The sequence below is a fragment of the Aeromonas sp. R2-1 genome (assembly GCF_040908425.1).
GTDB lineage: Bacteria > Pseudomonadota > Gammaproteobacteria > Enterobacterales > Aeromonadaceae > Aeromonas > Aeromonas caviae.
Window position 1 is genome coordinate 100201 of sequence record NZ_JBFODR010000021.1, and the last position, 21331, is coordinate 121531.

Annotated in this window: 21 protein-coding genes; 9 read left to right on the plus strand and 12 right to left on the minus strand. The window is 62.7% G+C overall.

Translation table 11 applies throughout. From position 1 onward, the window contains the following. The 7 genes from AB5Y80_RS05835 to AB5Y80_RS05865 all read left to right on the plus strand — a co-directional run bounded on the left by AB5Y80_RS05835 (position 1) and on the right by AB5Y80_RS05865 (position 8847). Entirely contained in the window at positions 1-3924 is a 3924-nt protein-coding gene (locus AB5Y80_RS05835; RefSeq protein ID WP_368172668.1) for a transporter substrate-binding domain-containing protein, read from the plus strand. Between the two features lies 1 nt (position 3925). After that, positions 3926-5176, plus strand: a complete 1251-nt coding sequence (locus tag AB5Y80_RS05840; protein WP_368172642.1) for a response regulator — start codon at positions 3926-3928, stop codon at positions 5174-5176. Further along, a complete protein-coding gene (locus tag AB5Y80_RS05845) occupies positions 5177-5791 on the plus strand; it encodes an N-acetyltransferase family protein (RefSeq protein WP_368172643.1) in 615 nt (204 codons plus the stop codon). It abuts the gene before it with no gap. A gap of 72 nt (positions 5792-5863) precedes the next feature. After that, complete coding sequence (gene cobB / locus AB5Y80_RS05850; RefSeq protein WP_010674794.1) at positions 5864-6637, plus strand: Sir2 family NAD+-dependent deacetylase; 774 nt, start codon at positions 5864-5866, stop codon at positions 6635-6637. A 106-nt stretch (positions 6638-6743) separates the two neighbouring features. Further along, positions 6744-7202 (plus strand): hypothetical protein, encoded by a 459-nt coding sequence (locus AB5Y80_RS05855; protein WP_080770069.1) that lies wholly within the window; start codon positions 6744-6746, stop codon positions 7200-7202. Continuing rightward, the gene (locus tag AB5Y80_RS05860; protein WP_368172644.1) at positions 7199-8092 is read left to right on the plus strand and encodes a diguanylate cyclase; all 894 of its coding nucleotides are present in this window, start codon (positions 7199-7201) and stop codon (positions 8090-8092) included. The genes AB5Y80_RS05855 and AB5Y80_RS05860 overlap by 4 nt, the downstream gene beginning before the upstream one ends. Beyond that, positions 7984-8847 (plus strand): diguanylate cyclase, encoded by an 864-nt coding sequence (locus AB5Y80_RS05865; RefSeq protein WP_368172645.1) that lies wholly within the window; start codon positions 7984-7986, stop codon positions 8845-8847. The genes AB5Y80_RS05860 and AB5Y80_RS05865 overlap by 109 nt, the downstream gene beginning before the upstream one ends. 89 nt (positions 8848-8936) lie before the next feature. Here the strand turns inward: AB5Y80_RS05865 and AB5Y80_RS05870 are convergent, their stop codons facing one another. The 7 genes from AB5Y80_RS05870 to AB5Y80_RS05900 all read right to left on the minus strand — a co-directional run bounded on the left by AB5Y80_RS05870 (position 8937) and on the right by AB5Y80_RS05900 (position 15711). After that, positions 8937-9962: a substrate-binding domain-containing protein gene (locus AB5Y80_RS05870; protein ID WP_323917425.1), complete on the minus strand. Its 1026-nt coding sequence runs from the start codon at positions 9960-9962 to the stop codon at positions 8937-8939. Then, complete coding sequence (gene rbsK, locus AB5Y80_RS05875) at positions 9962-10894, minus strand: ribokinase (RefSeq protein ID WP_368172646.1); 933 nt, start codon at positions 10892-10894, stop codon at positions 9962-9964. Before rbsK ends, AB5Y80_RS05870 begins: the two co-directional genes overlap by 1 nt. A 98-nt stretch (positions 10895-10992) precedes the next feature. Next, on the minus strand, positions 10993-11868 hold the full coding sequence (rbsB, locus tag AB5Y80_RS05880; RefSeq protein WP_368172647.1) for a ribose ABC transporter substrate-binding protein RbsB: 876 nt from the start codon (positions 11866-11868) through the stop codon (positions 10993-10995). Between the two features lie 30 nt (positions 11869-11898). Next, a complete protein-coding gene (rbsC, locus tag AB5Y80_RS05885; protein WP_039040774.1) occupies positions 11899-12867 on the minus strand; it encodes a ribose ABC transporter permease in 969 nt (322 codons plus the stop codon). After that, positions 12864-14393, minus strand: a complete 1530-nt coding sequence (rbsA, locus tag AB5Y80_RS05890) for a ribose ABC transporter ATP-binding protein RbsA (RefSeq protein ID WP_368172648.1) — start codon at positions 14391-14393, stop codon at positions 12864-12866. Before rbsA ends, rbsC begins: the two co-directional genes overlap by 4 nt. Before the next feature lie 35 nt (positions 14394-14428). After that, positions 14429-14848: a D-ribose pyranase gene (gene rbsD, locus AB5Y80_RS05895; RefSeq protein ID WP_113070245.1), complete on the minus strand. Its 420-nt coding sequence runs from the start codon at positions 14846-14848 to the stop codon at positions 14429-14431. Positions 14849-15093: 245 nt separating this feature from the next. Next, on the minus strand, positions 15094-15711 hold the full coding sequence (locus AB5Y80_RS05900; RefSeq protein WP_368172649.1) for a glutathione S-transferase family protein: 618 nt from the start codon (positions 15709-15711) through the stop codon (positions 15094-15096). Between the two features lie 257 nt (positions 15712-15968). Here AB5Y80_RS05900 and AB5Y80_RS05905 point away from each other — a divergent pair, with 257 nt between their 5' ends. Further along, positions 15969-16724 carry a hypothetical protein gene (locus AB5Y80_RS05905; RefSeq protein ID WP_053288443.1) on the plus strand — a complete coding sequence of 252 codons (756 nt, stop codon included), beginning with the start codon at positions 15969-15971 and terminating at the stop codon, positions 16722-16724. A gap of 61 nt (positions 16725-16785) precedes the next feature. Next, positions 16786-17448 (plus strand): DUF2987 domain-containing protein, encoded by a 663-nt coding sequence (locus AB5Y80_RS05910; RefSeq protein WP_323942119.1) that lies wholly within the window; start codon positions 16786-16788, stop codon positions 17446-17448. 71 nt (positions 17449-17519) lie between these two features. Here AB5Y80_RS05910 and ttcA read toward each other — a convergent pair whose 3' ends face one another. From ttcA to ccoS, 5 genes are all read right to left on the minus strand, one after another. After that, a complete protein-coding gene (ttcA, locus tag AB5Y80_RS05915) occupies positions 17520-18428 on the minus strand; it encodes a tRNA 2-thiocytidine(32) synthetase TtcA (protein ID WP_010674783.1) in 909 nt (302 codons plus the stop codon). A gap of 67 nt (positions 18429-18495) precedes the next feature. After that, positions 18496-19443 (minus strand): universal stress protein UspE, encoded by a 948-nt coding sequence (uspE, locus tag AB5Y80_RS05920; protein ID WP_039040780.1) that lies wholly within the window; start codon positions 19441-19443, stop codon positions 18496-18498. Between the two features lie 136 nt (positions 19444-19579). Next, positions 19580-20335: an FNR family transcription factor gene (locus AB5Y80_RS05925; RefSeq protein ID WP_041215139.1), complete on the minus strand. Its 756-nt coding sequence runs from the start codon at positions 20333-20335 to the stop codon at positions 19580-19582. Between the two features lie 68 nt (positions 20336-20403). Further along, positions 20404-21090 (minus strand): sulfite exporter TauE/SafE family protein, encoded by a 687-nt coding sequence (locus AB5Y80_RS05930; RefSeq protein WP_045524886.1) that lies wholly within the window; start codon positions 21088-21090, stop codon positions 20404-20406. Continuing rightward, on the minus strand, positions 21074-21280 hold the full coding sequence (gene ccoS, locus AB5Y80_RS05935; RefSeq protein WP_201926273.1) for a cbb3-type cytochrome oxidase assembly protein CcoS: 207 nt from the start codon (positions 21278-21280) through the stop codon (positions 21074-21076). The genes AB5Y80_RS05930 and ccoS overlap by 17 nt, the downstream gene beginning before the upstream one ends. Positions 21281-21331 lie beyond the last annotated feature (51 nt).

The window sequence follows — 21331 nt, forward strand, 5'->3', positions numbered from 1 at the left end:
TTGTCCGGCGCGCTGCTGGCTTTGCCACTGCGTGCCGCCATACTCCCTCTGTCACCGGATGCCCAGGCTTATGCCGATTCGCTCACCGGACTGACCTTCTGTTACCCGGCCCTGCAACGTCCTCCCTATCTGGAAGCGGAGGGGGGCCTGCTTATCGATCGCATGACGCGGTTGGCAGAGCTGTTGCCGGTACCGGTGCATGTCGAGAAGCGGCCGAGCTGGGTTGCTGTGACGCAGGATCTGCTGAACGGGCGCTGCGATCTCATTCCTCACTTCGGGCCTGCCCGGTCGAACTCGAGCGATACCGTCCTGAGCCGCGCCATGATGGAAGCGGAGTCCGCCATCCTCTATCGGGGTGAGCTCGATCAGGCGCAGTTTCTGGTGTCACCCATCTGGCAGGCCCAGGAGACCCTGAAGCGTCTCTATCCTGGTTCATCCCAGCAACTGCTGACCGATGCCGAGAACTGGTATGGCGCCCTGGTGGCCGGCAAGGGCAGCGCCTATCTCGGTGATTATCTGCAACTGCGCTACCTGATGCGGGAGTACCCGGATGAAGGGCTGCGTCTTCGCCGTCTTCGCAGCGACGAGCTGGTCATCAGCTACCGGCTGATGATGCGCAACCAGCCCGAGTTGCTGGAGCTGGTGGATACGGCCATCCGCTATTTGCCGCCGGGCAGTCTCTACCGGGATCTGGGCAAGTATCTGCCTCAGGGTGAGCAGGATGTGAATCCCCTGCATTTTACCGACAAGGAGCAGGCCTGGCTGGTCGGTAAGGCCCACACCATCAAGATGGTGGCGGATCCCGGTTTCATGCCGTACAGCGGCGTCAACCAGCAGGGAGAGCTCATTGGCTGGAGTGCGGACGTTTTGAGGGAAGTGAGTCGGCAGACGGGACTGCGCTTCGAGCTGGTGCCCGCCGCCAGCCGGGAGGAGGCGTTGGCATTGCTGCGCAGTGGCGATGCCGCCATGATGGTCGGACTGATGGAGTCCGCCGCCTTGAACAAGGAGTTCGACTTCACCAGGATGGTGGCGACCAGCCGCTATGCCCTGGTCAGTCGCAGCAAGAGGGGGCCTGTCTCCCTCGCGGACGTCAGTGGCAAGGTGGTGGTCCCGAGAATGCTCTATGATCCCGGCCTGCTTGCCCGGTTCGGCCAGCATGAGTGGGAGGTGACCGACAACCTGCTGCAGGGATTGGCGGCGGTGCGGCATGGGGATGCCCAGGCCATGCTTGCGGAGTTGTATCAGCTCCAATATCCCCTTAGAAACAACCAGTTGAGCGAGCTGACCATCACCGAATTGACGGAGCGTTTCGGCCTCGGCTTTGCCATCCGGCCGGAACAGACCAGCCTGGCAGGGGTGCTGGATCAGAGCCTGATGACCCTCAATGATCGGCAGGTGGACGATCTGGTGCAACGTTGGCGCCGCCTGGTGGTCAACCAGCAGGAGGGGGTCAGCTATGGTTTCTGGCTTGGCTCCGTGTTGCTGGCACTGCTGATCAGCATGGCGGTGATCTGGTCAGTCTGGCGATCCCGCCAGCAACTGGCCCAGGAGGCCCGCGAGCGTCACAAGGTAGAGCAGGCGCTGGCGCTGGAAAGCAAGTTCAGGGAGTCTCTCTTCCAGGCGCTCCCCGTTCCCGTGTTCTTGCGCAATGACAAGGGGGAGGTGATCAAGCGCAACAAGCGGGCCAAGCGCATGGAGGCGCGCTACGCCGCCGATCTGGTGCTGCCCGCGCCTCAGTTGCAGGGCGCCGAAGGGGAGCTGGCGCTGCACGAGCAGGTCTACTCCTATGCCCAGATCCCCTTGCGACTGGGGCCCCAGGCACCGGCAGGGGATCTTATCGCCCTCTCCGACATCAGCGCCCTGCGCGAGCGTACCCGCCTGCTGCGTCAGGCAGAGCGGCGCCTGCGCGCCCTCACCAATACGGTGCCCGGTGTGGTGCTGCAATTCACCCTGCTGGGGGGAGCCATCACCCGGGTGGAGTTTGTGAGCCGGGGCAGTCACGAGCTGCTGGGGCTGGCGAGCCAGCAGATCCGGGTCAATCCCAACGAGACCCTGACCCGCATCTCCCATCAGGACAGGCGCGAGATGCGAGCCCCCATGCTGGCCATGCTGCAAGCCGGACGACCGTTCTCCCATCTGCTGCGCTATCAGCACCCCGCCAAGGGAACCCGCTGGCTGCAATTTTCCGGCAGGGGGCGCCGTCAGGGAGAGGGGTGGCGGATCTACGGGGTGGTGCAGGATGTGACGGCCAGGGTGGAGCAGGAGCACTCCCTGCAACTTTCCCACGAGCAGGCCCAGCAGGCCGTGCTTGCCAAGGGGCGCTTCCTGGCCGCCGTGAGCCACGAGATCCGCACCCCCATGAACGCCATGCTCGGCCTGTTGGAGTGGCTCGAGCAGACCGAACTCAATGCAGAGCAGGCCTCGGTTCTGGCCCATGTCAGACAGGCGGGCAATGAACTGCTCGGACTGCTCAACGACGTGCTCGACTTCAGCCGCAACGAGACGCGTCAGTTGCGCCTCTCCGTGCAGCCCACGGATCTGGTGGAGCTGTGCGAGCATGTGGCGGCGGTGCACTGGTCCAAGGCGCGATCCCGCCATCTGCAACTGCGCCTGGCGCTCGACCCGGCGCTGCCCGCCTTGATGGAACTCGATCCCCACCGGGTGCAACAGGTGCTGCACAACCTGCTCTCCAACGCCATCAAGTTCAGCGAGCAGGGAGAGGTGGTGCTCTGGGCCCGGCGGCAAGGGGAGTGGATTTTGTGCGGGGTGGATGACGAGGGGCCCGGGATCAGTGCCGAGCTGTTGCCCCGGTTGTTCCAGCCCTTTGAGCAAGGGGAGGAGCCTGGCCAGCCCAGAGCCCAGGGGACCGGGCTTGGGCTGGCCATCTGCCGCCAGCTGATGGAACAGATGGGGGGCGAGATCCGGGTCGAGCCTGTGGCTCGCGGGGGCAGCCGTTTCCTCTGCTCGTTGCCCCTCAGGCATGCGCAGGAGAAGGCGCCCTGGCAACCGCGCGTCAAGACGGTCTCCCTGCAACTGTTGCCCGGGGAACTTGAATATATGCGGGCCTGGCTCGCAGCGTTTGGCGTGGCCGAGGACCCGGCTGCACCTTGCCTTGGGGCCATGCAGGACGATGGGGGCTTGCGCGCCTGGTACTGGCAGGGGGAACCCTGGATCCCGGGCTCCGTGGTCAGCCTGCTGCAACCCAGACTCGTCCGTGGCGCCGAGGAGATCACGGATCTGCCGGGGGCAGGCAGGCGGGTGTTGCTGGTGGAAGATCACGAAGTGAACAGAATGCTGATCAGCATGCAGCTGGGTCAGCTGGGTGCCCGGGTATTGAGCGCGGCCAATGGCCGTCTGGCACTGGAGATCCTGCAATCGGAGTCGGTGGATCTGGTGCTGACGGACCTGCAGATGCCAGTGATGGACGGCGCCGAGCTCTGCAGGCAATTGCACGCCGATGAACGCTGGCAGCATCTGCCCGTCTACGTCATCACCGCCGATCTCAGCGAGCAGGCGGCGCAGCGACTGGCGGAATGCGGCTGTCAGGGTCATCTGGACAAACCCGTCTTGCTCAGGGATCTGGCCGTACTGCTTCGTACCGTCTTTGGCCCCCATGACGGGGGGAAGGCACCGCAGCCAACGGCAGCCCTTTCCCTGCCCGTGTCCCTCAGCCCGGCCCTCGTTGACATCTATCTGGCATCGGTTCACCAGGATCTGGCCGACATTGAGCGGTGTGTCACACAAGGGGACGAGAAGGCCCTCAATACGGCTTTACACAAGATGAAGGGGGCCGCCAAAATGGTGGGGGCTACCCCCCTGGTAGAGGTGATCGACCGTTGGCAGGAGGCCCCCGGACATCCCCTTGGAGCCGCCTTGAGGCAGTGCGTGGAAGAGGTCTGCCGACAACTGGGCGAGAGAGCATGACATGATCATCACAGATGAAGAGTTGATGGCCTTGCTGGAGTCTGATGACAGCCAGGAGCCAACGTTTTACCCGGTCAGCGTCTATGCCCTGGACGCTGTCTCCCATCAGGCGGTCAAGGGGGCGGGCCTGCCGGCCTATGCCAATCTGCACCGCACCCGACCCGATGCCGGCTGGCAATGGGAAGGGCTGTTTGCCGCCGGGGCCATCGCCCTGTTTGATCCTGCCTCTCATCAGGGGGCCGACTATCTGCCTCATCTGTTGGCTCCCGGGGCGGGGATCTATCGCCTCAGCGATCCCTGGCTCGAGGGGTTGCAGGTACGGGAGCAGGGGTGGCGTGCCTGGCTTGCCCAGTGCCAGATCCTGCTGCTCGAAGATCACCCCTTCCAGGGAGCCTGTATTCAGCAGGAGATCCAGGGACTGGGATTGCCCTGCCACTGGGTTCAGGATGGCGAAGGGTGCCTCAAGGCGCTGGAAGAGGGGGGCGTGAGATTGCTTATCTGTGATCTCAGCCTGGCGGAGCAGGATGCCATCAGCCTGCTGATGAGCCATCCCCAGTATCGCCACAGCGGTCTGCCCATCATCCTGCTCTCCGCTCATGATCAGACCCTGATAGACGGCGCCCGGCGTCTCCTGCACGATGCGGGTTTCAACGTGCTGGCCGCCCTGGCCAAGCCGCTGCAAAGCGACGATCTGCTGCGTCTGCTCAAGATGCTCTATCTTGGCCCCCAGCGTCAGCGCAGGCTGGGCGGGCTCAAGCGCACCGTGCGTAGCTGGCAGGGAGAGGCGAGAGGACAGCTTGGGCTGCTGACAGATGCGGCCTCCTGCACGCTGCCGATCTGGCTGAGCCTGAGCGGCCTTTCCCCTCACTGGGAGCCGCTCAAGCTCTGGCTCGAGCAGCATGGACGAGAAGCAGGCGAGCTCACCCTGGTCATCCATCGACGGGATCACCTGCTGAGCCAGGCGGACCGTTTCGCCCTGGTGCTGCAGGCGAGCCTCGCGGGGGCCAGACTCGCGCTGCTACTCGATCATGCCCAGCACCTGCCGTTTGATCTCATCGAGCGTCTGCCGTTGCAATCCTTGCTGCTCGGGCAACACCTGCTGCCCGAACTGGAGGCGATGGCTGCCGACTCCTTGCTGGCCCGCTTCATCCAGCGCTCCCGGGAGCTTGGCATCGCGCTCTACCTCGACGACCCCTTCAACCTGCACGATGCCGCCCAGTGGCAGGATCGCGGCGTGGCAGGGCGCTGGTAAATGGCTCGCTATCTTTGCTGGCCGCTCAATGAGACGCGCTTGTGGCAGGGAATGTCGGGTTGGACGGCTCCCGTCTCACGGGCAGCCCTGCCGATGACGATGGTGGTGGGGGGGCTGACTTGCCGCTTGCAGGAGCTGGCGGGCAGCGACCCGAAGCGAATAAGCGCGGCCTATGACGCCCTGAGCGAGCAGAGCGTCTATTTGCGCTTCATGCGGGCCAAGCAACCAGCGACGACCGAGCAGCTCGCCTTCTTTCTCGACTACCCCAGAGAACCCCAGATAGGATTGCTGCTGACCGACGAGCAGGGGGCGCCGCTTGCCATGGCCCAGTCCGTGCGCCGGCGCCTGCACCCGGACAGGGCAGAGTTCTCCTGCATCGTCGCGGATCATTTTCAGCATCGCGGCGCCGGGCGTCGCATCCTGCTGGCGCTTGCGCGACTGGCATACGGGGAGGGGATCCGGGAGTGGACGGCTGAAGTGCTCGGCCAGAATCGCCCCATGCTGGCCCTGCTCAAGGGGCTCGGGTTGCCACTTACCCTGGTGACAGGACGGGAGATGGTCTTTGCCAGGCTGGATCTCGCGCCCATGGCGAGCTTTGTGCTCCCGTCGGCCTAAGACCAAGGGCGAATGGGCCGCCTCTTGCTCCTGTGCTAAGGTCAGCCTGTTACCCGTTGGAGGAGAACAACCATGGTGCAGTCAGCCAAACATATCGTGATCCTCACCGGTGCCGGCATCTCGGCCGAATCCGGTATCAAGACCTTCCGGGCCTGTGATGGCCTGTGGGAAGAGCACAGGGTGGAGGACGTGGCCACCCCTGAAGGCTATGCGCGGGATCCCGAACTGGTACAACGTTTCTACAATGCGCGGCGCCATCAGTTGCAGCGCGCCGAGATCCACCCCAACCCGGCCCACTATGCATTGGCCCGGCTGGAGCGCCTGCTGCCGGGGCGCGTCACCCTTGTCACCCAGAACATCGACAACCTGCACGAGAGTGCCGGCAGCAAGAACCTCATCCACATGCACGGCGAGTTGCTCAAGGCCCGCTGCCCGGGCTCGGGTCAGGTGATCGAGTGGCGCGGGGATCTCCATCAGGAAGAGCTGTGTTCCTGTTGCCAGTTTCCCCACCCGCTGCGCCCCCATGTGGTCTGGTTCGGGGAGATGCCCCTCGGGCTTGACCGCATCTACTCTGCCCTGGCCCAGTGCGATCTCTTCATCTCCATCGGGACCTCCGGGGCGGTCTACCCTGCTGCCGGATTCGTCCATGAGGCCGGCCTGAACGGTGCCCATACGGTGGAGCTCAATCTGGAGCCGAGCGAAGTGGGCAGCCAGTTTGATGAAAAACGTTATGGTCCGGCTTCCTTGCTGGTGCCCGCTTTTGTGGATGAACTCCTGCAAAGTTGCGGAGTGCATCAGCCTCTCTCCGTCGAGGGCCATAACTGGATGGAGATGCGGGGCCCCTAATTATTGATTTTTCACACAGTTGCATTGACCCACTGAAATCGCCACACTGGCTCCTAACTTCAAGATGCAGCTGGCACAACATGTCATGAACTTTCCAACGCGCGGGATGGCCTCTCTCCTGCTGGTGTTTTTCTCGTTCGGCACCCAGGCTTCCTCCTCTTCGCTATTGCAACTGATCCTGCCGGACAAGCGGGAAATCACCCTGGATGAGGCGGCGTTGGCCGCCTTGCCACAAGTGGAGTTCGAGACGGCGACGCCCTGGACCCTCGGCACTCACCGCTATCGTGGCCCGACCCTGAAGAGCGTGCTGGCGGCGCAGCAGGTGGATAGTGCCAGCGCCATCGATGTCGCCGCACTCAATGGCTACCAGCAGCGGGTCGATCTCTCCCTGTTTGCCAAGGTGCCGCTGACCCTGGTGCGTTACCAGGATGACAAACCGCTCACCCGTCGCAATAAAGGGCCGCTCTGGCTGCTGGTCCCCCTCTCGGCCCATCCCGACATGGATGTGTCCGCCATCCACAACAACATGGTCTGGCAGGTGATCCGCATCGAGGTTGTCCCGTGACGCGACGACAGCGAGATAACCTGCTGCTTGCAGCCATTTCCCTGCTGTTTCTCTTCTCGTCCCTCTGGGGGCTGCTGCTGCAGAGTCGGCACGAGCAGCTCGTTGACATGTTCTACCGCAACACCCACTGGAACATCAGCCAGGTAATGCAGGAGTCCCAGCGATTTCTCTATGATGTGCGCCTCTACCGTGCCGGGGCGCTCGACATGGCGGCCCTGAGCCTGGATTACGACCTGCTGTGGAACCGGCTGGATGTGTTCCTGATCAGCACCGAGACCGCCGATGCGCGGGCGAGGCATGGGTTGGGGGAGGTGCTTGAACGGCTCTTTGACGAACTCAAGGCGCTGGATCCTCAGATGCAGTCCGGGGAGCTGAAGAGGGGGAAAGCCCTCGATCTTGCCCTCGTCCGGCTGACCGGTTTGATCCATCAGGTGGAGCAGATTGGGGATCAGATCCTTTCCGGCCAGGAGCGGGAAGCCTCCCTCAACCAGTTGCGCCAGAGCCTGTTCTGGATCCAGATCTGGCAGTTGATCCTGCTGGTGATGGGCTGTGTGCTGGTCTTTGCCCTCATTCGAACCAATCTGCAGAATCGTCGCCTCTCCCTGCTCGATCCCATGACCCGGCTTGGCAACCGTCGGGCCTTGCAGGGGCAGCTCAGGCAATCCCTGCTGCAAGATCGGGTCCAGGCGCTGGCGGTGCTGGATCTGAAGCGGTTCAAGCAGGTCAATGATCTGCTCGATACCAGGTTGGTGATCGCCTGTTGCAGGCCGTTGCGGCCCGGTTGCGTCAGGCATGCCCCGGCCGTGCGTACCGGTTGGGGGGCGATGAGTTCGCCGTGGTGCTGGACGACGAAGAGGGAGATCTCGATGCCCGCATGGCGGCCATGGTGAGCCTGTTGCAGTTTGAGTTCGTGACCCGGGAAAGCAGCTTTGATCTGGCGTGTCGCTTCGGAGTGGCCAGGTGCGAGGGTGGCGAGGATGCCGATGAGCTATTGGAGCAGGCCATATTGGCATTGAACGAGGCCAAGCGTGAGGGGACCACCCTGGTGTGGTATCAGAGTGCGATGAAGGCTGACCTCCACATGGCCCAGCGGCAGTTGCACCAACTGCGGGAATGGCTGGCGGGGGCCGCCCCTTCACCCCTGGAGACCTTCTGCGAGCCGATGAGAGACGAGCAGGGCGTGCCGGTGACGGCGGTCAGCCTGCGCTGGCGGGTGAGCCAGCAGCCCTGTGACGTGGGCTGGATGCAGGAGCGTGGTGTCCTTGGGCCCGTGATGGCGCGATGGCTGACAGAAGAGCCATGCAGTGGCACCTTGCTGGTGATGCTTCATCAGCCTGCCCAGCTGGCCCCTCTGCTGGCGAGCCTGCCCCCCTTGCCACAGGGGAGGCTGATCCTGGCATTGCCTGCGCTGATACCGGATGCCACCCTGCTTGAGAAGGTGCGCGAGTGTGGCTGCATGCTGGCACTGAGCGAGCTTGGCAGCAGCGCCCCCGAACTGCTGCAGGCGGGCTGGCCAATTCGCTACTGGCTGCCAGCACCCTCCGGGTACGAGGCGTTGCTCCAGCCGTTGGCAACGGCGCTGGGGCTGCTGCGCCTGGCTCCCCGGGGAGAGGCGCAGCAAGAGGATGATCTCAAGCTGAGTTGAGTGGTGGCTTGTGCAGTATCGGGGCCGATGCCAAGGAGACAATATACAGAAGGGCGGCTCATGGCCGCCCTTCTGCTGCTTGCTGGCACTTAAACTGGTTTGCTGTTCGGTGAGAAAAAGGGAGCGCAGGAGTGTCTGATCACCAGGTCCGGATCCACGGTGATCATGCGGTTTGCGATAGGCTCGCCGTTGATGCGCGCCAGCAGCCGGGTGACGGCGAGGCGGCCCAGCTCCTCTTTCGGTTGATTGACCGTGGTGAGCGGGGGGGACATGAACTGGGCCAGCGCCACGTTGTCATAGCCGACGATGGAGAGATCGCGGGGGATCACCAGCCCCGCCTGATGGGCGGCACTGATGACCCCCATGGCCATCATGTCGTTGCAGACAAACAGCGCGGTGGGACGCTCTGGCAGTGCCAGCAGGCGGGTCATGGCGGCGGCGCCGCTGGCGCAGTCAAAGTCTCCCTCCTGGATCCAGCCCGGATTGACGGTGAGCCCGGCCTCCTGCATCGCCTGCTCGAAACCCGCCTGGCGCTGGTTGGCCGGGGCGCGGCTGTGGGGGCCCGTGATGCAACCGATGGCAGTGTGACCCAGCCCCAGCAGATGGCGGGTTGCCAGGTAGCCGCCACGATGGGAGTTGTCGGTGATGAGATCCACCTCGCCGTTCTCCATGCCCCAGTCCATCACCACGACCGGCAGGCTCTTGAGCCAGTCGAGCTGGTTGAACACCTCCTGCTGCCCTTCACTGCACATGATGAGCAGGCCGTCGACCCGTTTCCTGAGCATCATCTTGAGGTAGGAGAGCGCGGTCTCGGCCTGTCCTTCGGTGTTGCCCAGCATCAGGTTGTAACCCTGCTCGAAGCAGTAGCGCTCCACCCCGCGCACCACCTCGGCGAAGAAGGGGTTGCTGGAGGTGGTGACCAGCATGCCGATGCTGTTGGTCTCCTTTACCTTGAGGCTGCGGGCCACCAGGCTCGGGGCATAGTTGAGATCGCGCATGGCGGCGAAGACCCGCTCCCGGGTCTCTTCGGCCACGAAGCGGGTCTCGTTGATGACGTGGGAGACAGTGGTGGTCGACACCCCCGCCAGCGCAGCCACCTCCTTGATATTGGCCATCAGTGCCCCTGCGCAGTCTGTTCAAGGAGGAAGGTATCGACCTCCTGCTTGCTCGGAATGGAGCTCTGGGCACCAAACCGGGTGACGGAGAGTGCCGCCGCCCCGTGGGCAAAGCGTACGGCAGCGTCAAAGTCGGCGCCGGCGAGCTCGGCCGCCAGGAAGGCGCCGTTGAAGGTATCCCCGGCCGCCGTGGTATCCACCGCCTTGACCCGAAAACCCGGCATGAGCGCCTGTTGCTGCCCCTTGCTGCAATAGACCCCTTGAGACCCCAGGGTGATCATCACCTCATCGATGCCCATCTGGTGGAAGCGGGCGGCAGCCTCACGGGCGCTCGCTTCGTCCGTCACCTTGATGCCGGTCAGCAGCTCGGCCTCGGTCTGGTTGGGGGTGATGAGGTCCACCAGCGCCAGCAGATCCCTTGAGAGCGGGCGCGCGGGGGCGGGGTTGAGTACCACCCGGGTGCCGTGGGCACGAGCCAGACGGGCCGCTTCCTGCACGCTCTCGAGTGGCACTTCCAGTTGCAGCAGCAGGGTGTGGGCGGCGGCGATCATCGCCTCGTGACCTTGCACTACGGCCGGGGTGAGGGCGCCGTTGGCTTCGGCGGAGATGCCGATGCTGTTCTCCCCCTCGTCGCTCACATAGATGATGGCGATGCCGGTGGGGAGCCTGGGGTCGAGTTCGACGGCGCTGACATCGATGCCGTCGTTGGCAAACCCGGTTTTCATCTGGTGGCCGATGGCATCATCACCGATGCGGGCGATGAAGGAGACAGGGGCGCCGAGGCGGGCGGCGGCCACCGCCTGATTGGCACCCTTGCCGCCGGGAACGACCTGATAGCTGTGGCCGGTCAGAGTTTCACCGGGGCGGGGAAAGTGGGGGACGCGCAGCACATGATCCGCATTCACGCTGCCGAGGACTACGAGACGATTCATTCCTATCACCCTTGGTTGAGTACATCCTGGTCTGGGTGGGCCCAGACCAGGTAGCACTGGCGGAAAAAGAGAGGGGAGGCGAACCTCCCCCCGTCACCTTACTTGTTGACGATTTGCAGCGGTACCGGGATGGATTTTTCCACCGGTTGACCCTTGAGCACCTTGTCGGCGGTTTCCACGCCGATGGCGCCGATGAGGGCGGGCTGCTGGGCCACGGTGGCGGCCAGTTTACCCTTGGCCACGGCGGCTTTGCCATCGTCGGTGCCGTCAAAGCCCACGATCATCACCTCTTTGCCGGCGGCCTGCACGGCGCGGATGGCACCCAGCGCCATCTCGTCGTTCTGGGCGAACACCGCCTGCACGGTCGGATGGGCGGCCAGCAGGTTCTCCATGACGTTCAGGCCCTTGGTGCGATCAAAGTCGGCGGGCTGGGAGGCCAGCACCTGCAGTTTGTTGGCGGTGACCGCCAGGGCGAAGCCTTCGCCGCGATCACGGGCGGCGGAGGTACCTGCGATCCCTTCCAGCTGGAGCACTTTGGCACCGCTGCCCAGCTTCTCGGCGATGAAGTCGCCAGCCAGCTTGCCACCGGCCACGTTGTCGGAGGCGATGTGGGCCTTGACGTCACCCTGGGCTGCGCCGCGGTCCAGGGTCAGCACCGGAATGTTCGCCTTGTTGGCCAGGCGAATGGCGTTGCCCACCGCTTCGGAGTCGGTCGGGTTGATCAGGATGGCGTTGACCTTGCGCACGGTGAGATCTTCCACGTTGGAGAGCTCCTTGGCCGGGTCGTTCTGGGAGTCCAGCACCACCAGCTCGTAGCCAAGCTCCTTGGCCTTGGCTTCGGCGCCCTCCTTCATGGTGACGAAGAAGGGGTTGTTGAGGGTGGAGACCACCATCGCCAGGGTGTGATCCGCGGCCTGGGCGGTGCCCAGCACGGTCATGATGGCGGCAGCGAGCAGGGTATTGAGCTTTTTCATCATTTCATTCCTTGTGTGTGGCGTGGCTTGTTAACGGTTGCTTTTGTTATCGATCATCACGGCAAGCAAAATCACGCTGGCCTTGGCGATCATCTGGTAATAGGAGCTGACGTCGAGCAGGTTGAGGGCATTGTTGAGGAAGCCGATGATGAGGGCACCGATCAGGGTACCCATGATACGGCCCTTGCCCCCCATCAGGCTGGTGCCCCCCAGCACCACGGCGGCGATGGCATCCAGCTCGTACCCCATGCCGGCGGTGGGCTGGGCGGAGGAGAGGCGGGATGTGACGATGAGCCCGGCCAGTGCCGACAGCATGCCGCACAGACCATACACCGCGAGCTTGACCCGATCCACATTGATACCGGAGAGGCGGGTGGCCGATTCGTTGCCGCCGAGGGCATAGATGTAGCGGCCCAGGCGAGTGTGGTTGAGCAGGTACCAGGCCAGCAGGAAGACGATGGCCATCAGCCAGATGGGCACCGGCAGGCCCAGCAGGTAGCCGGTCCCGAGCCAGGCGAAGTGATCGGCGCCGTCACTGAAGCCGGTGGAAATGGGGCGTCCCTCGGTGTAGACCATGGTGACGCCGCGCAGGGCGGTCATGGTGACCAGGGTGGCGATGAACGCCTGTACCTTGCCCTTGGCGATGATGAGGCCGCTGATGCTGCCAAGCAGGGCGCCGGCCCCCAGGGTGAGGGGGATCACCAGGCCGATGGGCAGCTCCATGGCCACCATGGTGGCGGCCAGGGCGCCGCACAGGGCCAGTACCGAGCCGACCGACAGATCGATGCCGGCGGTGAGGATGACCAGCGTCATGCCGACCGCCATGATGGCGTTGACCGATGTCTGGCGCAGGATGTTGAGCAGGTTGTCGGCGGTGAAGAAGTTGGGGCTCAGGAAGGAGACCACGCCGATCAGCACCAGCAGCGCGACCAGGGACTTGTTCTCGATCCACCAGGCCTTGCTCATGACGCCGCGGCGGGAAAGGGTTTGGGTTGTCATTGTGCTGCCTCTTGCTCTGCTTGCCACTGTTTACCGACTGCCGCTGCCATCAGCTTCTCCTGATTGGCATCGCGGGTGTTGAATTCTGCGCTGATGCGCCCTTCGTGCATCACCAGGATGCGATCACTCATGCCGAGCACTTCCGGCATTTCGGAGGAGACCAGGATGATGCTCATCCCCTCCTTCTTGAACTGGTTGATGAGCTGATAGATCTCCTTCTTGGCGCCGACATCGACGCCGCGGGTCGGCTCATCCAGGATCAGCACCTTGGGCCGGGTCAGCAGCCCCTTGGCGATGGCCACCTTCTGCTGGTTGCCGCCGGAGAGGAGCTTGATTAGCTGATCCTGACTCGGGGTCTTGATGTTGAACAGACGCACATAGTCCCCTACCGCCTGGCGCTCGGCCTTGCCGTCAATCTTGCCGCCACGGATGAACTCGCCGAGGGCGCACAGGCTCATGTTTTCGCGCACCGACAGCTCCAGCACCAGGCCGTCGCCCTTGCGATCCTCGGAGATATAGGCGATGCCGGCGGCCAGACCATCGGCCGGGCTCTTGGGGACCAGGGCGTGGCCATCCACCGTCACTTGGCCAGCGCTGATGGGGCTGGCACCGTAGATGAGCTTCATCAGCTCGGTGCGGCCGGAGCCCATCAGGCCGCTAAAGCCCAGAATTTCCCCCTGACGCAGGGAGAAGCTCACCCCGCGCACGCCGGGGCCGGCCAGATCCTTCACCTGCAGGCTGACCGGGCCGAGCTCGCGGGCGAGGCGCGGGTACTGCTCTTCCAGCCGGCGACCCACCATCATCTCGATGATCCTGTCTTCATCGAGATCGCTCACCGCCTGCTCGCCGATCCACTTGCCATCGCGCAGCACGGTGACCCGATCGCAGATTTCGAAGATCTCCTTCAAGCGATGGGAGATGTAGACGATGCCGCAGCCCTGCTCGCGCAGTTCACGAATGACGGTGAAGAGCTGCTCGGTCTCGGTGTCGGTGAGGGCATCGGTGGGCTCGTCCATGATGATGACGCTGGCATCGAACGACAGCGCCTTGGCTATCTCCACCATCTGCTGTTCACCGATGGAGAGACTTCCGAGTCGGGTATCCGGGCCGTGTTTGACGCCAAGCCGTGCCAGCAGGGTGCTTGCTCGTTCGCGCAGTTGCTTGTGGTCGATGCTGCCAAAACGGGTACGGGGCTCGCGGCCGAGGAAGATGTTGGCGGCAATCGACAATTCCGGCAGCAGGTTCAGCTCCTGATGGATGATGCTGATCCCCTGATCCTGGGAGTCGCGGGGGCCCTTGAAGTGAACCGGCTGGCCGCGATAGCTGATGTAGCCCGTATCGGCCTGGTAGATGCCGGTCAGTACCTTCATCAGGGTCGATTTGCCGGCGCCATTTTCGCCGAGCAGGGCCATCACCTGGCCCGGATAGACCCGAAGACCCGCTTCGTCGAGGGCGCGTACCCCGGGGAAGGTCTTGACGATCCCGGTCAGCTCCAGAATGGGTGAGAGGGGGGAGGTTGTGCTCATTTGCAGCTTCCTTGAAGAGGCCTTCTTTGAAGAATTCAGAACGCCACACCGGCGCAGAGGATCAGGTTGGCGTAGGGAGTCACCTCGCCGCTGCGCACGATTGCCTTGCTCTGGCGGGAGCGAGCCTTGAACGCTTCGTGCAGGCAGTACTCGATGGTGATGGGCTTGCCTTGAGCCGCGGCGTGCGCCTCCAGCTGATCCACCAGCGCCTGATGGGCGGCGGGACTGATCTGCTTGATCTCTGTTGCCATGATCACCTTCTCCACCACCAGATCGGTGAGCAAGGCGGTCAGTACGGTTTCAAGGCTGGGGGTGCCCGCCATCAGCGCCAGATCGATGCGCTCGGGGCCTGCTGGAATGGGCAGGCCAGCGTCGCAGACGGTGATCTCGTCGGTGTGGCCCATCTGCGCGACCAGCGCGCTTAAGGGAGCATTGAGCAGCTTGCCTCGTTTCATACAGCACCTCGGCGGCCTGGGACCGCATATGGATATTGAGTTGGGCAATCGGTTACGCAACCGGTTGCGTCATTAGGGCGAAAGATAGGTGTTAACCGTTAACGGGTCTAGGTAGTGATGACGAAAATGTGAAAACGATCTCAGTGACAGGGCAATTTCAGAAGAAACGGGTGCCAGAAGAGCACCCGTCTGAGAGGCGTCGCTGGATGTTGCCCGTACAAAAAGGCGTACCCGGCGCGAGGAGATCAGAGGGCGAGCGCCGCCTGGACTGCGGGGCGGGCCAGCATGCGCTGATAGTGATCCGCCACCTTGGGAAACTCGCTGATGGCAACCCCGTCGCTCTCGAGCCAGCCTGCAATCACGAAGAGGTAGATGTCGGCCAGGCTGAAGCGCTCCCCCAGTACCCAGGGGCCGGCCAGATAGTGGCGCTCAATCTGGTCAAAGCCATCGCGCATGTTCTGGGGCATCTTGGCCTGCATGGCAGCCATGGCCTGTTCATCGTCGGCCCAGCGGCCGGGACGGCGTCCATGGGCATGGGCGACATGGACGGTGGAGACGAGGAAACTGTGTACCTCCTGCATCCTGGCCAGGAGGAAGGGGTCATCCAATGGGGCCAGCCCGGCGTTAGGAAAACGCTGGGCCACGTAGAGCAGCAGAGCCGGTGTTTCGGTCAGCACGCCATGCTCCGTCACCAGTGCCGGGACTCGCCCCTTGGGATTGATGGCGAGGTAGTAGGGGCTGCGCTGTTCACCAGCGGCCAGATCCAGGCGCTTGACAAGGTGAGGTGCACCGGCCTCCACCAGAGCGATGCGCACCGCCATGGCACAGGTACCCGGGGCAAGATAGAGCGTCAGTTCGGACATGACCGTTTTCCTTGTGTGAGAGAGAAGAGCCAGTGGACATCTCGTTCGCCAGCGCGCGCCATCATCCTACCCCCGTTGGACAGAGGGGCCAAGGGTGAGGGGAACCTCATCAAGAAGGGCTGCAAGGCCTTTGGTATCAATGGCTTTCTGAACGGAAGATAACAGGAAAAACGGCTACGCATGCCGGTTCAAACCGCTATAATGTGCCACCTTGGATCAGTCGTCAGTGAATGTTGGACAGTCAATTGAGTAATAGAATGCGGATCGGTGGAACCCTCGAACAGTCCCTCAGCCAGGGATATCGTCTGGACCTGCAAGGGGTGTTGAAAGAGGGGTGGCAACAGACTCGTCGCACCGGTTTCGGATTGGCGCTGGCCATCGCCGGGGTCATGGCAATCTGGATCCTGCTGAGCAATACCTTGCTGACGCCCTATGTCGCCCGTGAAGGAGGGGATATGGATATGGCCCTGATCCTGAGCCTGCTGGTCACGGTGATCATGTCACCCATGACCTCCTCCCTCGACATGCTGGGGTTGCAGCAGTCGGTGGGGGTGCGCGCCCGGCCGAGCCAGGTATTCGACTTCTTCCGCCACTTCCTGCGCCTGGGCAGCCTGAGTCTGCTCGGCAGCCTCATCACCAGCCTGTTTGGACCCCTGTTCGAGCTGCTGGGCGTGCCTGTGATGCTGGCCTTCATCCCTTCCGCCCTGGTGGGCATGGGGCTGGTGTTTACCGTACCTCTGGTGCTGGAGCGCGGTCTTTCCCCGGCTCAGGCCATTCTGGTCTCCCTCAAGCTCTTTGCCCGGGGCTGGCCCAGCATAGTGCTGCTGCATGGGGTCATGCTGGCACTCTTCTTCCTGGCGCTCATCCCCATGGGGCTGGGACTTATCTGGGTGGCGCCGCTCTACTTCAACTGCAAGGGCATTCTCTACCGGGATCTGTGTGGGGTGGCAGTCGAAGTGACCGAGGTTGCCAGTGGCAACGGCGGGCAGGGCCCGGATCATTTCAACGCATAACGGGATACCAGGGGGTCAGCCGGTGTCGACCCGCCCGGAGCGTGATGCAAAAGGATGGCATATGAACAAGCGATACGGGATGGCGGCGCTCCTGCTGGTACCCATGCTGGGACAGGCTGAGCCGTCCCTTGAACTCGACTACGGCACCTTCTACAGCCAGATGAAGACCTTCGCCAAGGGGGAGTTCGGCCACGCCAGACTGGGCTTTTATCTGGCCAGTCAACAGAACGGTCGGCGCTGCGGGCTCACCTCGGCCCGGGTCTCGACCCCGGACAGGGATGTGCCCGCCGGGGTCACGGTGGATGGCGAACTGCGTCTGCCCTATGACGAAGATCTCAACCTCGACAAGGCGATCGTGGTGGTGGGGCTCACCGAGGCCCATGCCGCCTGCGATCTGTCGGTACAGGTGATGGCCGACGCCCCCGCCACACCCGAGGTGCCGCTGGCCGAGCTTGTCTCGCGCCAGCAGCAGATGCAGCGATTGCTCGACAAGATGGCCGGCATGGTCGGCCAGTATTTCCTGCCCAAGATGGAAGGGGTGCGGATCTCCATGGTGGCGCCCGCAGGCACAGCCTACCTTGTGGAGGGTGCCCGTCAGGAGGCCGTCTCCTGGCAGCAGGGGCAACTGCTGCTCAGCAATGCGCAGCTGAAGGGGTTTGCCCAGGGCAAGCTGCAACTGCAAGGGGAGATCCTGCGTCTGACCCCCTGGCTGCACAAGGGGTAGCGACCCGAGTCCGCAGATTGCCAGAATGAAAAAAGGAGCGCCTGGCGCTCCTTTTTTGTGGGTGACGGGGCTTAGCGCACCTCAATCACGTCCAGCATGTCCATCTCGTCGATGTCCAGCAGCGGCGCCTTGGGCAGCTCGGGCGGATCAAATGCCTTGTCGCCACCGTCGATGATGCCGGAGTCGCGGTTGATGCTCTTGAAGTCAAACAGCTGGTGATCGAGCAGGTGGCTTGGGATCACGTCCTGAATGGCGGTGAACATGGTTTCGAGACGACCCGGGAAGCGGCGATCCCACTCCTGCATCATCTGTTTGATGGCCTGGCGCTGCAGGTTCTCCTGGGAGCCGCACAGGTTGCAGGGGATGATGGGGAAGGCCTTGACCTCGGCATAGCGCACCAGATCTTTCTCCTTGCAGTAGGCCAGGGGGCGGATCACCACGTTCTTGCCATCGTCGCTCACCAGCTTGGGGGGCATGGATTTGAGCTTGCCACCGTAGAACATGTTGAGGAACAGAGTCTCGAGGATGTCGTCACGGTGATGGCCAAGGGCGATCTTGGTGCAACCCAGCTCCTGGGCGGTGCGATACAGAATGCCGCGGCGCAGGCGGGAGCAGAGCGCGCAGGTGGTCTTGCCCTCCGGAACCTTCTCCTTGACGATGGAGTAGGTATCTTCTTCCACGATCTTGAAGTCGATGCCGAGGGTGCTCAGGTATTCGGGCAGCACGTGCTCGGGGAAGCCGGGTTGCTTCTGATCCAGGTTGACGGCCACCAGATCGAAATGGATGGGGGCGCTGGCCTTCAGGCTCATCAGGATGTCGAGCATGGCAAAGCTGTCCTTGCCGCCAGACAGGCAGACCATGATCTTGTCACCCTCTTCAATCATGTTGAAGTCGGCGATGGCCTGGCCCACGTTGCGCCGCAGGCGTTTCTGCAGCTTGTTGAAACTGTATTTCTCTTTGGCGTTAAGCTCTTCTAGCATGGCCTCAAACCCGGGACAAAAATAAGCGGCTTATTATAGCCATGTCCCGGGGGAGGGCAAGAAACGCTTATGCAGGATGACGCCTGTCATCCACAGGGCAGCTGTAATCGTCGGGTTTGAGGATGAGAATGTCGCAGTTGAGCCTGTCCACCACGTGCTCGGCGGTGTTGCCAAGCAGGGCGGCAGAGAGGCCGGTACGGCCGACGCATCCCATGATCATCAGGGTGGCATTCAGATCGTCCGCCATGTCCGGCAGCACCTCCTCCGGCAAGCCTTCCGCCACCTTGGTCCACATGTGGTTGATGCCGAACTGATCGGCATGCTCCCGCAGCAGATCTTCATGGTGTTTGCGAATGGCATCGTTGTAGGCGTTGGGATCGAACTCTGGCAGTTCGATGGCGACATTGACCGGGGTGCCCGGGTAGGTGTTGACCAGATAGAGACTGGCACCAAGCAGCTCGGCGATGGCGATCCCCTCGCGGGTGATCCGCTCGTTGAGCACCTTCTGCTCCTTGTCATCGCTCGAGCAGTTGATGGCGGCAATCAGGTTGCCCCCCCGTTGCCAGTGCCCTTCTTTTACCAGCAGAACCGGACAGGGGCATTTGCGCAGCAGGTGCCAGTCGGTGGGGGTGAAGATGAAGGTTTGCAGGAAGGAGTGCTTGTGAGTCGCCTTGACGACCAGATCGTGACGCTGTTCCAGCACTTCCTGAATGACGCACTCGAAGGGACGGTTGTGCCAGAGCACTTTCACTTCGCATTCCAGCCCTCTGGCCCGATAGGGAGTGAGGATCTCGTCGAGCCACTCCCGACGCTGGGCGATGACACCATGGCGCATCTCTTCCCGCTCGTCTGCCGAGAGCATGGCGGTCATCTCGTAAGAGAAGTCGTAAATCGTCAGGAGCAGGGTCAGCTGGGCGCCCTCATCCAGCTCGGCGACCTTGACCGCGCGCTCGAGCGCGATCTGGCGCTCCTCCTCGGGATTGATCACCACCAGAATGTTTCGGTACTTGACCATGTTCTCCTCCTTGGCAAAAAGGCCAATGATGGCAACTCTTTAGCTATTACAGCTTAGTCCAAGGGGGGAGACGGGAAGGTGTGCCGGATCAAATTTCAGGGTGATCCGATCCGGCAAAAAAGGGAATAAACGGGGATTAACCGCAGGGAGGACGAGTGGCTCCGGCCATGACGCCCAAGGCAACGTTGTCCAGTACAGTAATGTATTTGCCTTTGACGCTGATGAGACCGGATTTCTGGAAACGGCCCAGCAGGCGGCTGATGGTCTCGACGGTGAGACCGAGGTAGTTGCCGATGTCCCCACGGGTCATGGAGAGGCGGAACTCCTTGGCGGAGAAGCCGCGTTCGGAGAAACGAACCGAGAGATTGTGCAGGAAGGCAGCGAGGCGCTCTTCGGCGTTCTTTTTGGAGAGCAGCAGTATCATCTCCTGGTCGCCCATGATCTCGTTGCTCATCAGCCGCATGATCTGCTGGCGCAGCTTGGGCATCTTGCCTGAGAGGTCGTCGAGCACATCGAATGGGATCTCGCACACCATGGCGGTTTCCAGCGCCTGGGCGAAGGAGGGGTGGGCCTGCTTGTGGATGGCGTCGAAACCGACCAGATCACCGGCGAGGTGGAAGGCGGTGATCTGTTCGTCACCCTGTTCGGTGATGGTGTATGACTTGATGGTCCCGGAACGGATGGCATAGAGCGACTTGAGCTCATCGCCGGCCTTGAACAACTCTTCACCCTTCTGGATCGGCTTTTTGCGCTCGATAATGCTGTCGAGCTGATCGAGCTCGTTGTCGTTCAGGGTGAAGGGGATGCAGAGCTGGCTGATGCTGCAATCCTGGCAATGAATTGCACAGCCACCGCTCTGAATACGTCTGCCAGGTTTCTTGTCCGGGATCATAGGCTCAAATGAATAATTGATTTATATCAAACAAGTTTACCACCATCTCATCCGTTTTGGATAGGGTTTCAAAAGGACGCCATCCCTATCCAGAGGGTGTGGATCCCGTAGGCAATAAGCAGCAAGGCGCCCCCAAGGCGCAGGCTGCGCAGGGTGAGCCAGTAGCGCAATCGGTCTGCCAGCCCCCCCAGCGCAAACAGGGTCGGCAGCGTGCCGAGGCCGAAAAAGAGCATGATGAGTGCCCCGCCACTCGCGGAGCCTGCGGCAGCGCTCCAGGTCAGCATGGAGTAGACGAGGCCGCAAGGGAGCCAGCCCCAGACCATGCCAAAGGGGAGGGCCTGCCAGGCTGATGTAAACGGGAGAAACCTGCCTGCCAGCGGCTTGATGAGAGGCCAGAACTTCGCACCGATGCGCTCGAGCAGCAAGACGCCATGCCACCAGCCAGCCAAGTAGAGGCCGAGCGCTATCATGAGCAGGGCGGCGATGAGGCGAAGCCCTGCCAGGGCGTGTTTGCCGGCGCCTATCTCCGTGGTGGTGGCGAGCAAGCCGCCCACCAGCGCGCCCGCCAGCACATAGCTCAGGATGCGCCCCAGGTTGTAGTTGAGCAGATAACCGAGCCTGCCCCAAAAATGCTGCTTCTCGGCAGGTATGGCCATGGAGAGCGCTGCAGACACGCCGCCGCACATGCCGATGCAGTGGCCGGCACCGGCAAGCCCGACCAGCAGGGCGCCCATGAGGTCAAGGCTGCTGGTCATGGGGACTGTTTTCCTCTTCTGGGTGTTGTTCACGGGGGGGCAAGGGGCGCTGCTCCTCGTCAAACAGAATGTTGGAGCCCTGCCTGTCGAGATCCTCGAACTGCTCGGAGCGGATGGCCCAGAAGAAGACGGCTCCTGCAATGACAACGAACAGGATGGCGATGGGGATGAGGACGAAGATGATGTTCATGGCGCGGACCCTGTGGTGAAAGGGGGATGATAACCCGGCGAGGCAAGAGGT

Excerpts from the sequence above, each read along its gene's own strand:
- AB5Y80_RS05840 (WP_368172642.1), top strand. The coding sequence starts at position 3,926 with ATGATCATCACAGATGAAGAGTTGATGGCCTTGCTGGAGTCTGATGAC.
- AB5Y80_RS05845 (WP_368172643.1), top strand. The coding sequence starts at position 5,177 with ATGGCTCGCTATCTTTGCTGGCCGCTCAATGAGACGCGCTTGTGGCAG.
- cobB (WP_010674794.1), top strand. The coding sequence starts at position 5,864 with ATGGTGCAGTCAGCCAAACATATCGTGATCCTCACCGGTGCCGGCATC.
- AB5Y80_RS05855 (WP_080770069.1), top strand. The coding sequence starts at position 6,744 with ATGGCCTCTCTCCTGCTGGTGTTTTTCTCGTTCGGCACCCAGGCTTCC.
- AB5Y80_RS05870 (WP_323917425.1), bottom strand. The coding sequence starts at position 9,962 with ATGGCCAATATCAAGGAGGTGGCTGCGCTGGCGGGGGTGTCGACCACC.
- rbsK (WP_368172646.1), bottom strand. The coding sequence starts at position 10,894 with ATGAATCGTCTCGTAGTCCTCGGCAGCGTGAATGCGGATCATGTGCTG.
- rbsB (WP_368172647.1), bottom strand. The coding sequence starts at position 11,868 with ATGAAAAAGCTCAATACCCTGCTCGCTGCCGCCATCATGACCGTGCTG.
- rbsC (WP_039040774.1), bottom strand. The coding sequence starts at position 12,867 with ATGACAACCCAAACCCTTTCCCGCCGCGGCGTCATGAGCAAGGCCTGG.
- rbsA (WP_368172648.1), bottom strand. The coding sequence starts at position 14,393 with ATGAGCACAACCTCCCCCCTCTCACCCATTCTGGAGCTGACCGGGATC.
- rbsD (WP_113070245.1), bottom strand. The coding sequence starts at position 14,848 with ATGAAACGAGGCAAGCTGCTCAATGCTCCCTTAAGCGCGCTGGTCGCG.
- AB5Y80_RS05900 (WP_368172649.1), bottom strand. The coding sequence starts at position 15,711 with ATGTCCGAACTGACGCTCTATCTTGCCCCGGGTACCTGTGCCATGGCG.
- AB5Y80_RS05905 (WP_053288443.1), top strand. The coding sequence starts at position 15,969 with ATGCGGATCGGTGGAACCCTCGAACAGTCCCTCAGCCAGGGATATCGT.
- AB5Y80_RS05910 (WP_323942119.1), top strand. The coding sequence starts at position 16,786 with ATGAACAAGCGATACGGGATGGCGGCGCTCCTGCTGGTACCCATGCTG.
- ttcA (WP_010674783.1), bottom strand. The coding sequence starts at position 18,428 with ATGCTAGAAGAGCTTAACGCCAAAGAGAAATACAGTTTCAACAAGCTG.
- uspE (WP_039040780.1), bottom strand. The coding sequence starts at position 19,443 with ATGGTCAAGTACCGAAACATTCTGGTGGTGATCAATCCCGAGGAGGAG.
- AB5Y80_RS05925 (WP_041215139.1), bottom strand. The coding sequence starts at position 20,335 with ATGATCCCGGACAAGAAACCTGGCAGACGTATTCAGAGCGGTGGCTGT.
- AB5Y80_RS05930 (WP_045524886.1), bottom strand. The coding sequence starts at position 21,090 with ATGACCAGCAGCCTTGACCTCATGGGCGCCCTGCTGGTCGGGCTTGCC.
- ccoS (WP_201926273.1), bottom strand. The coding sequence starts at position 21,280 with ATGAACATCATCTTCGTCCTCATCCCCATCGCCATCCTGTTCGTTGTC.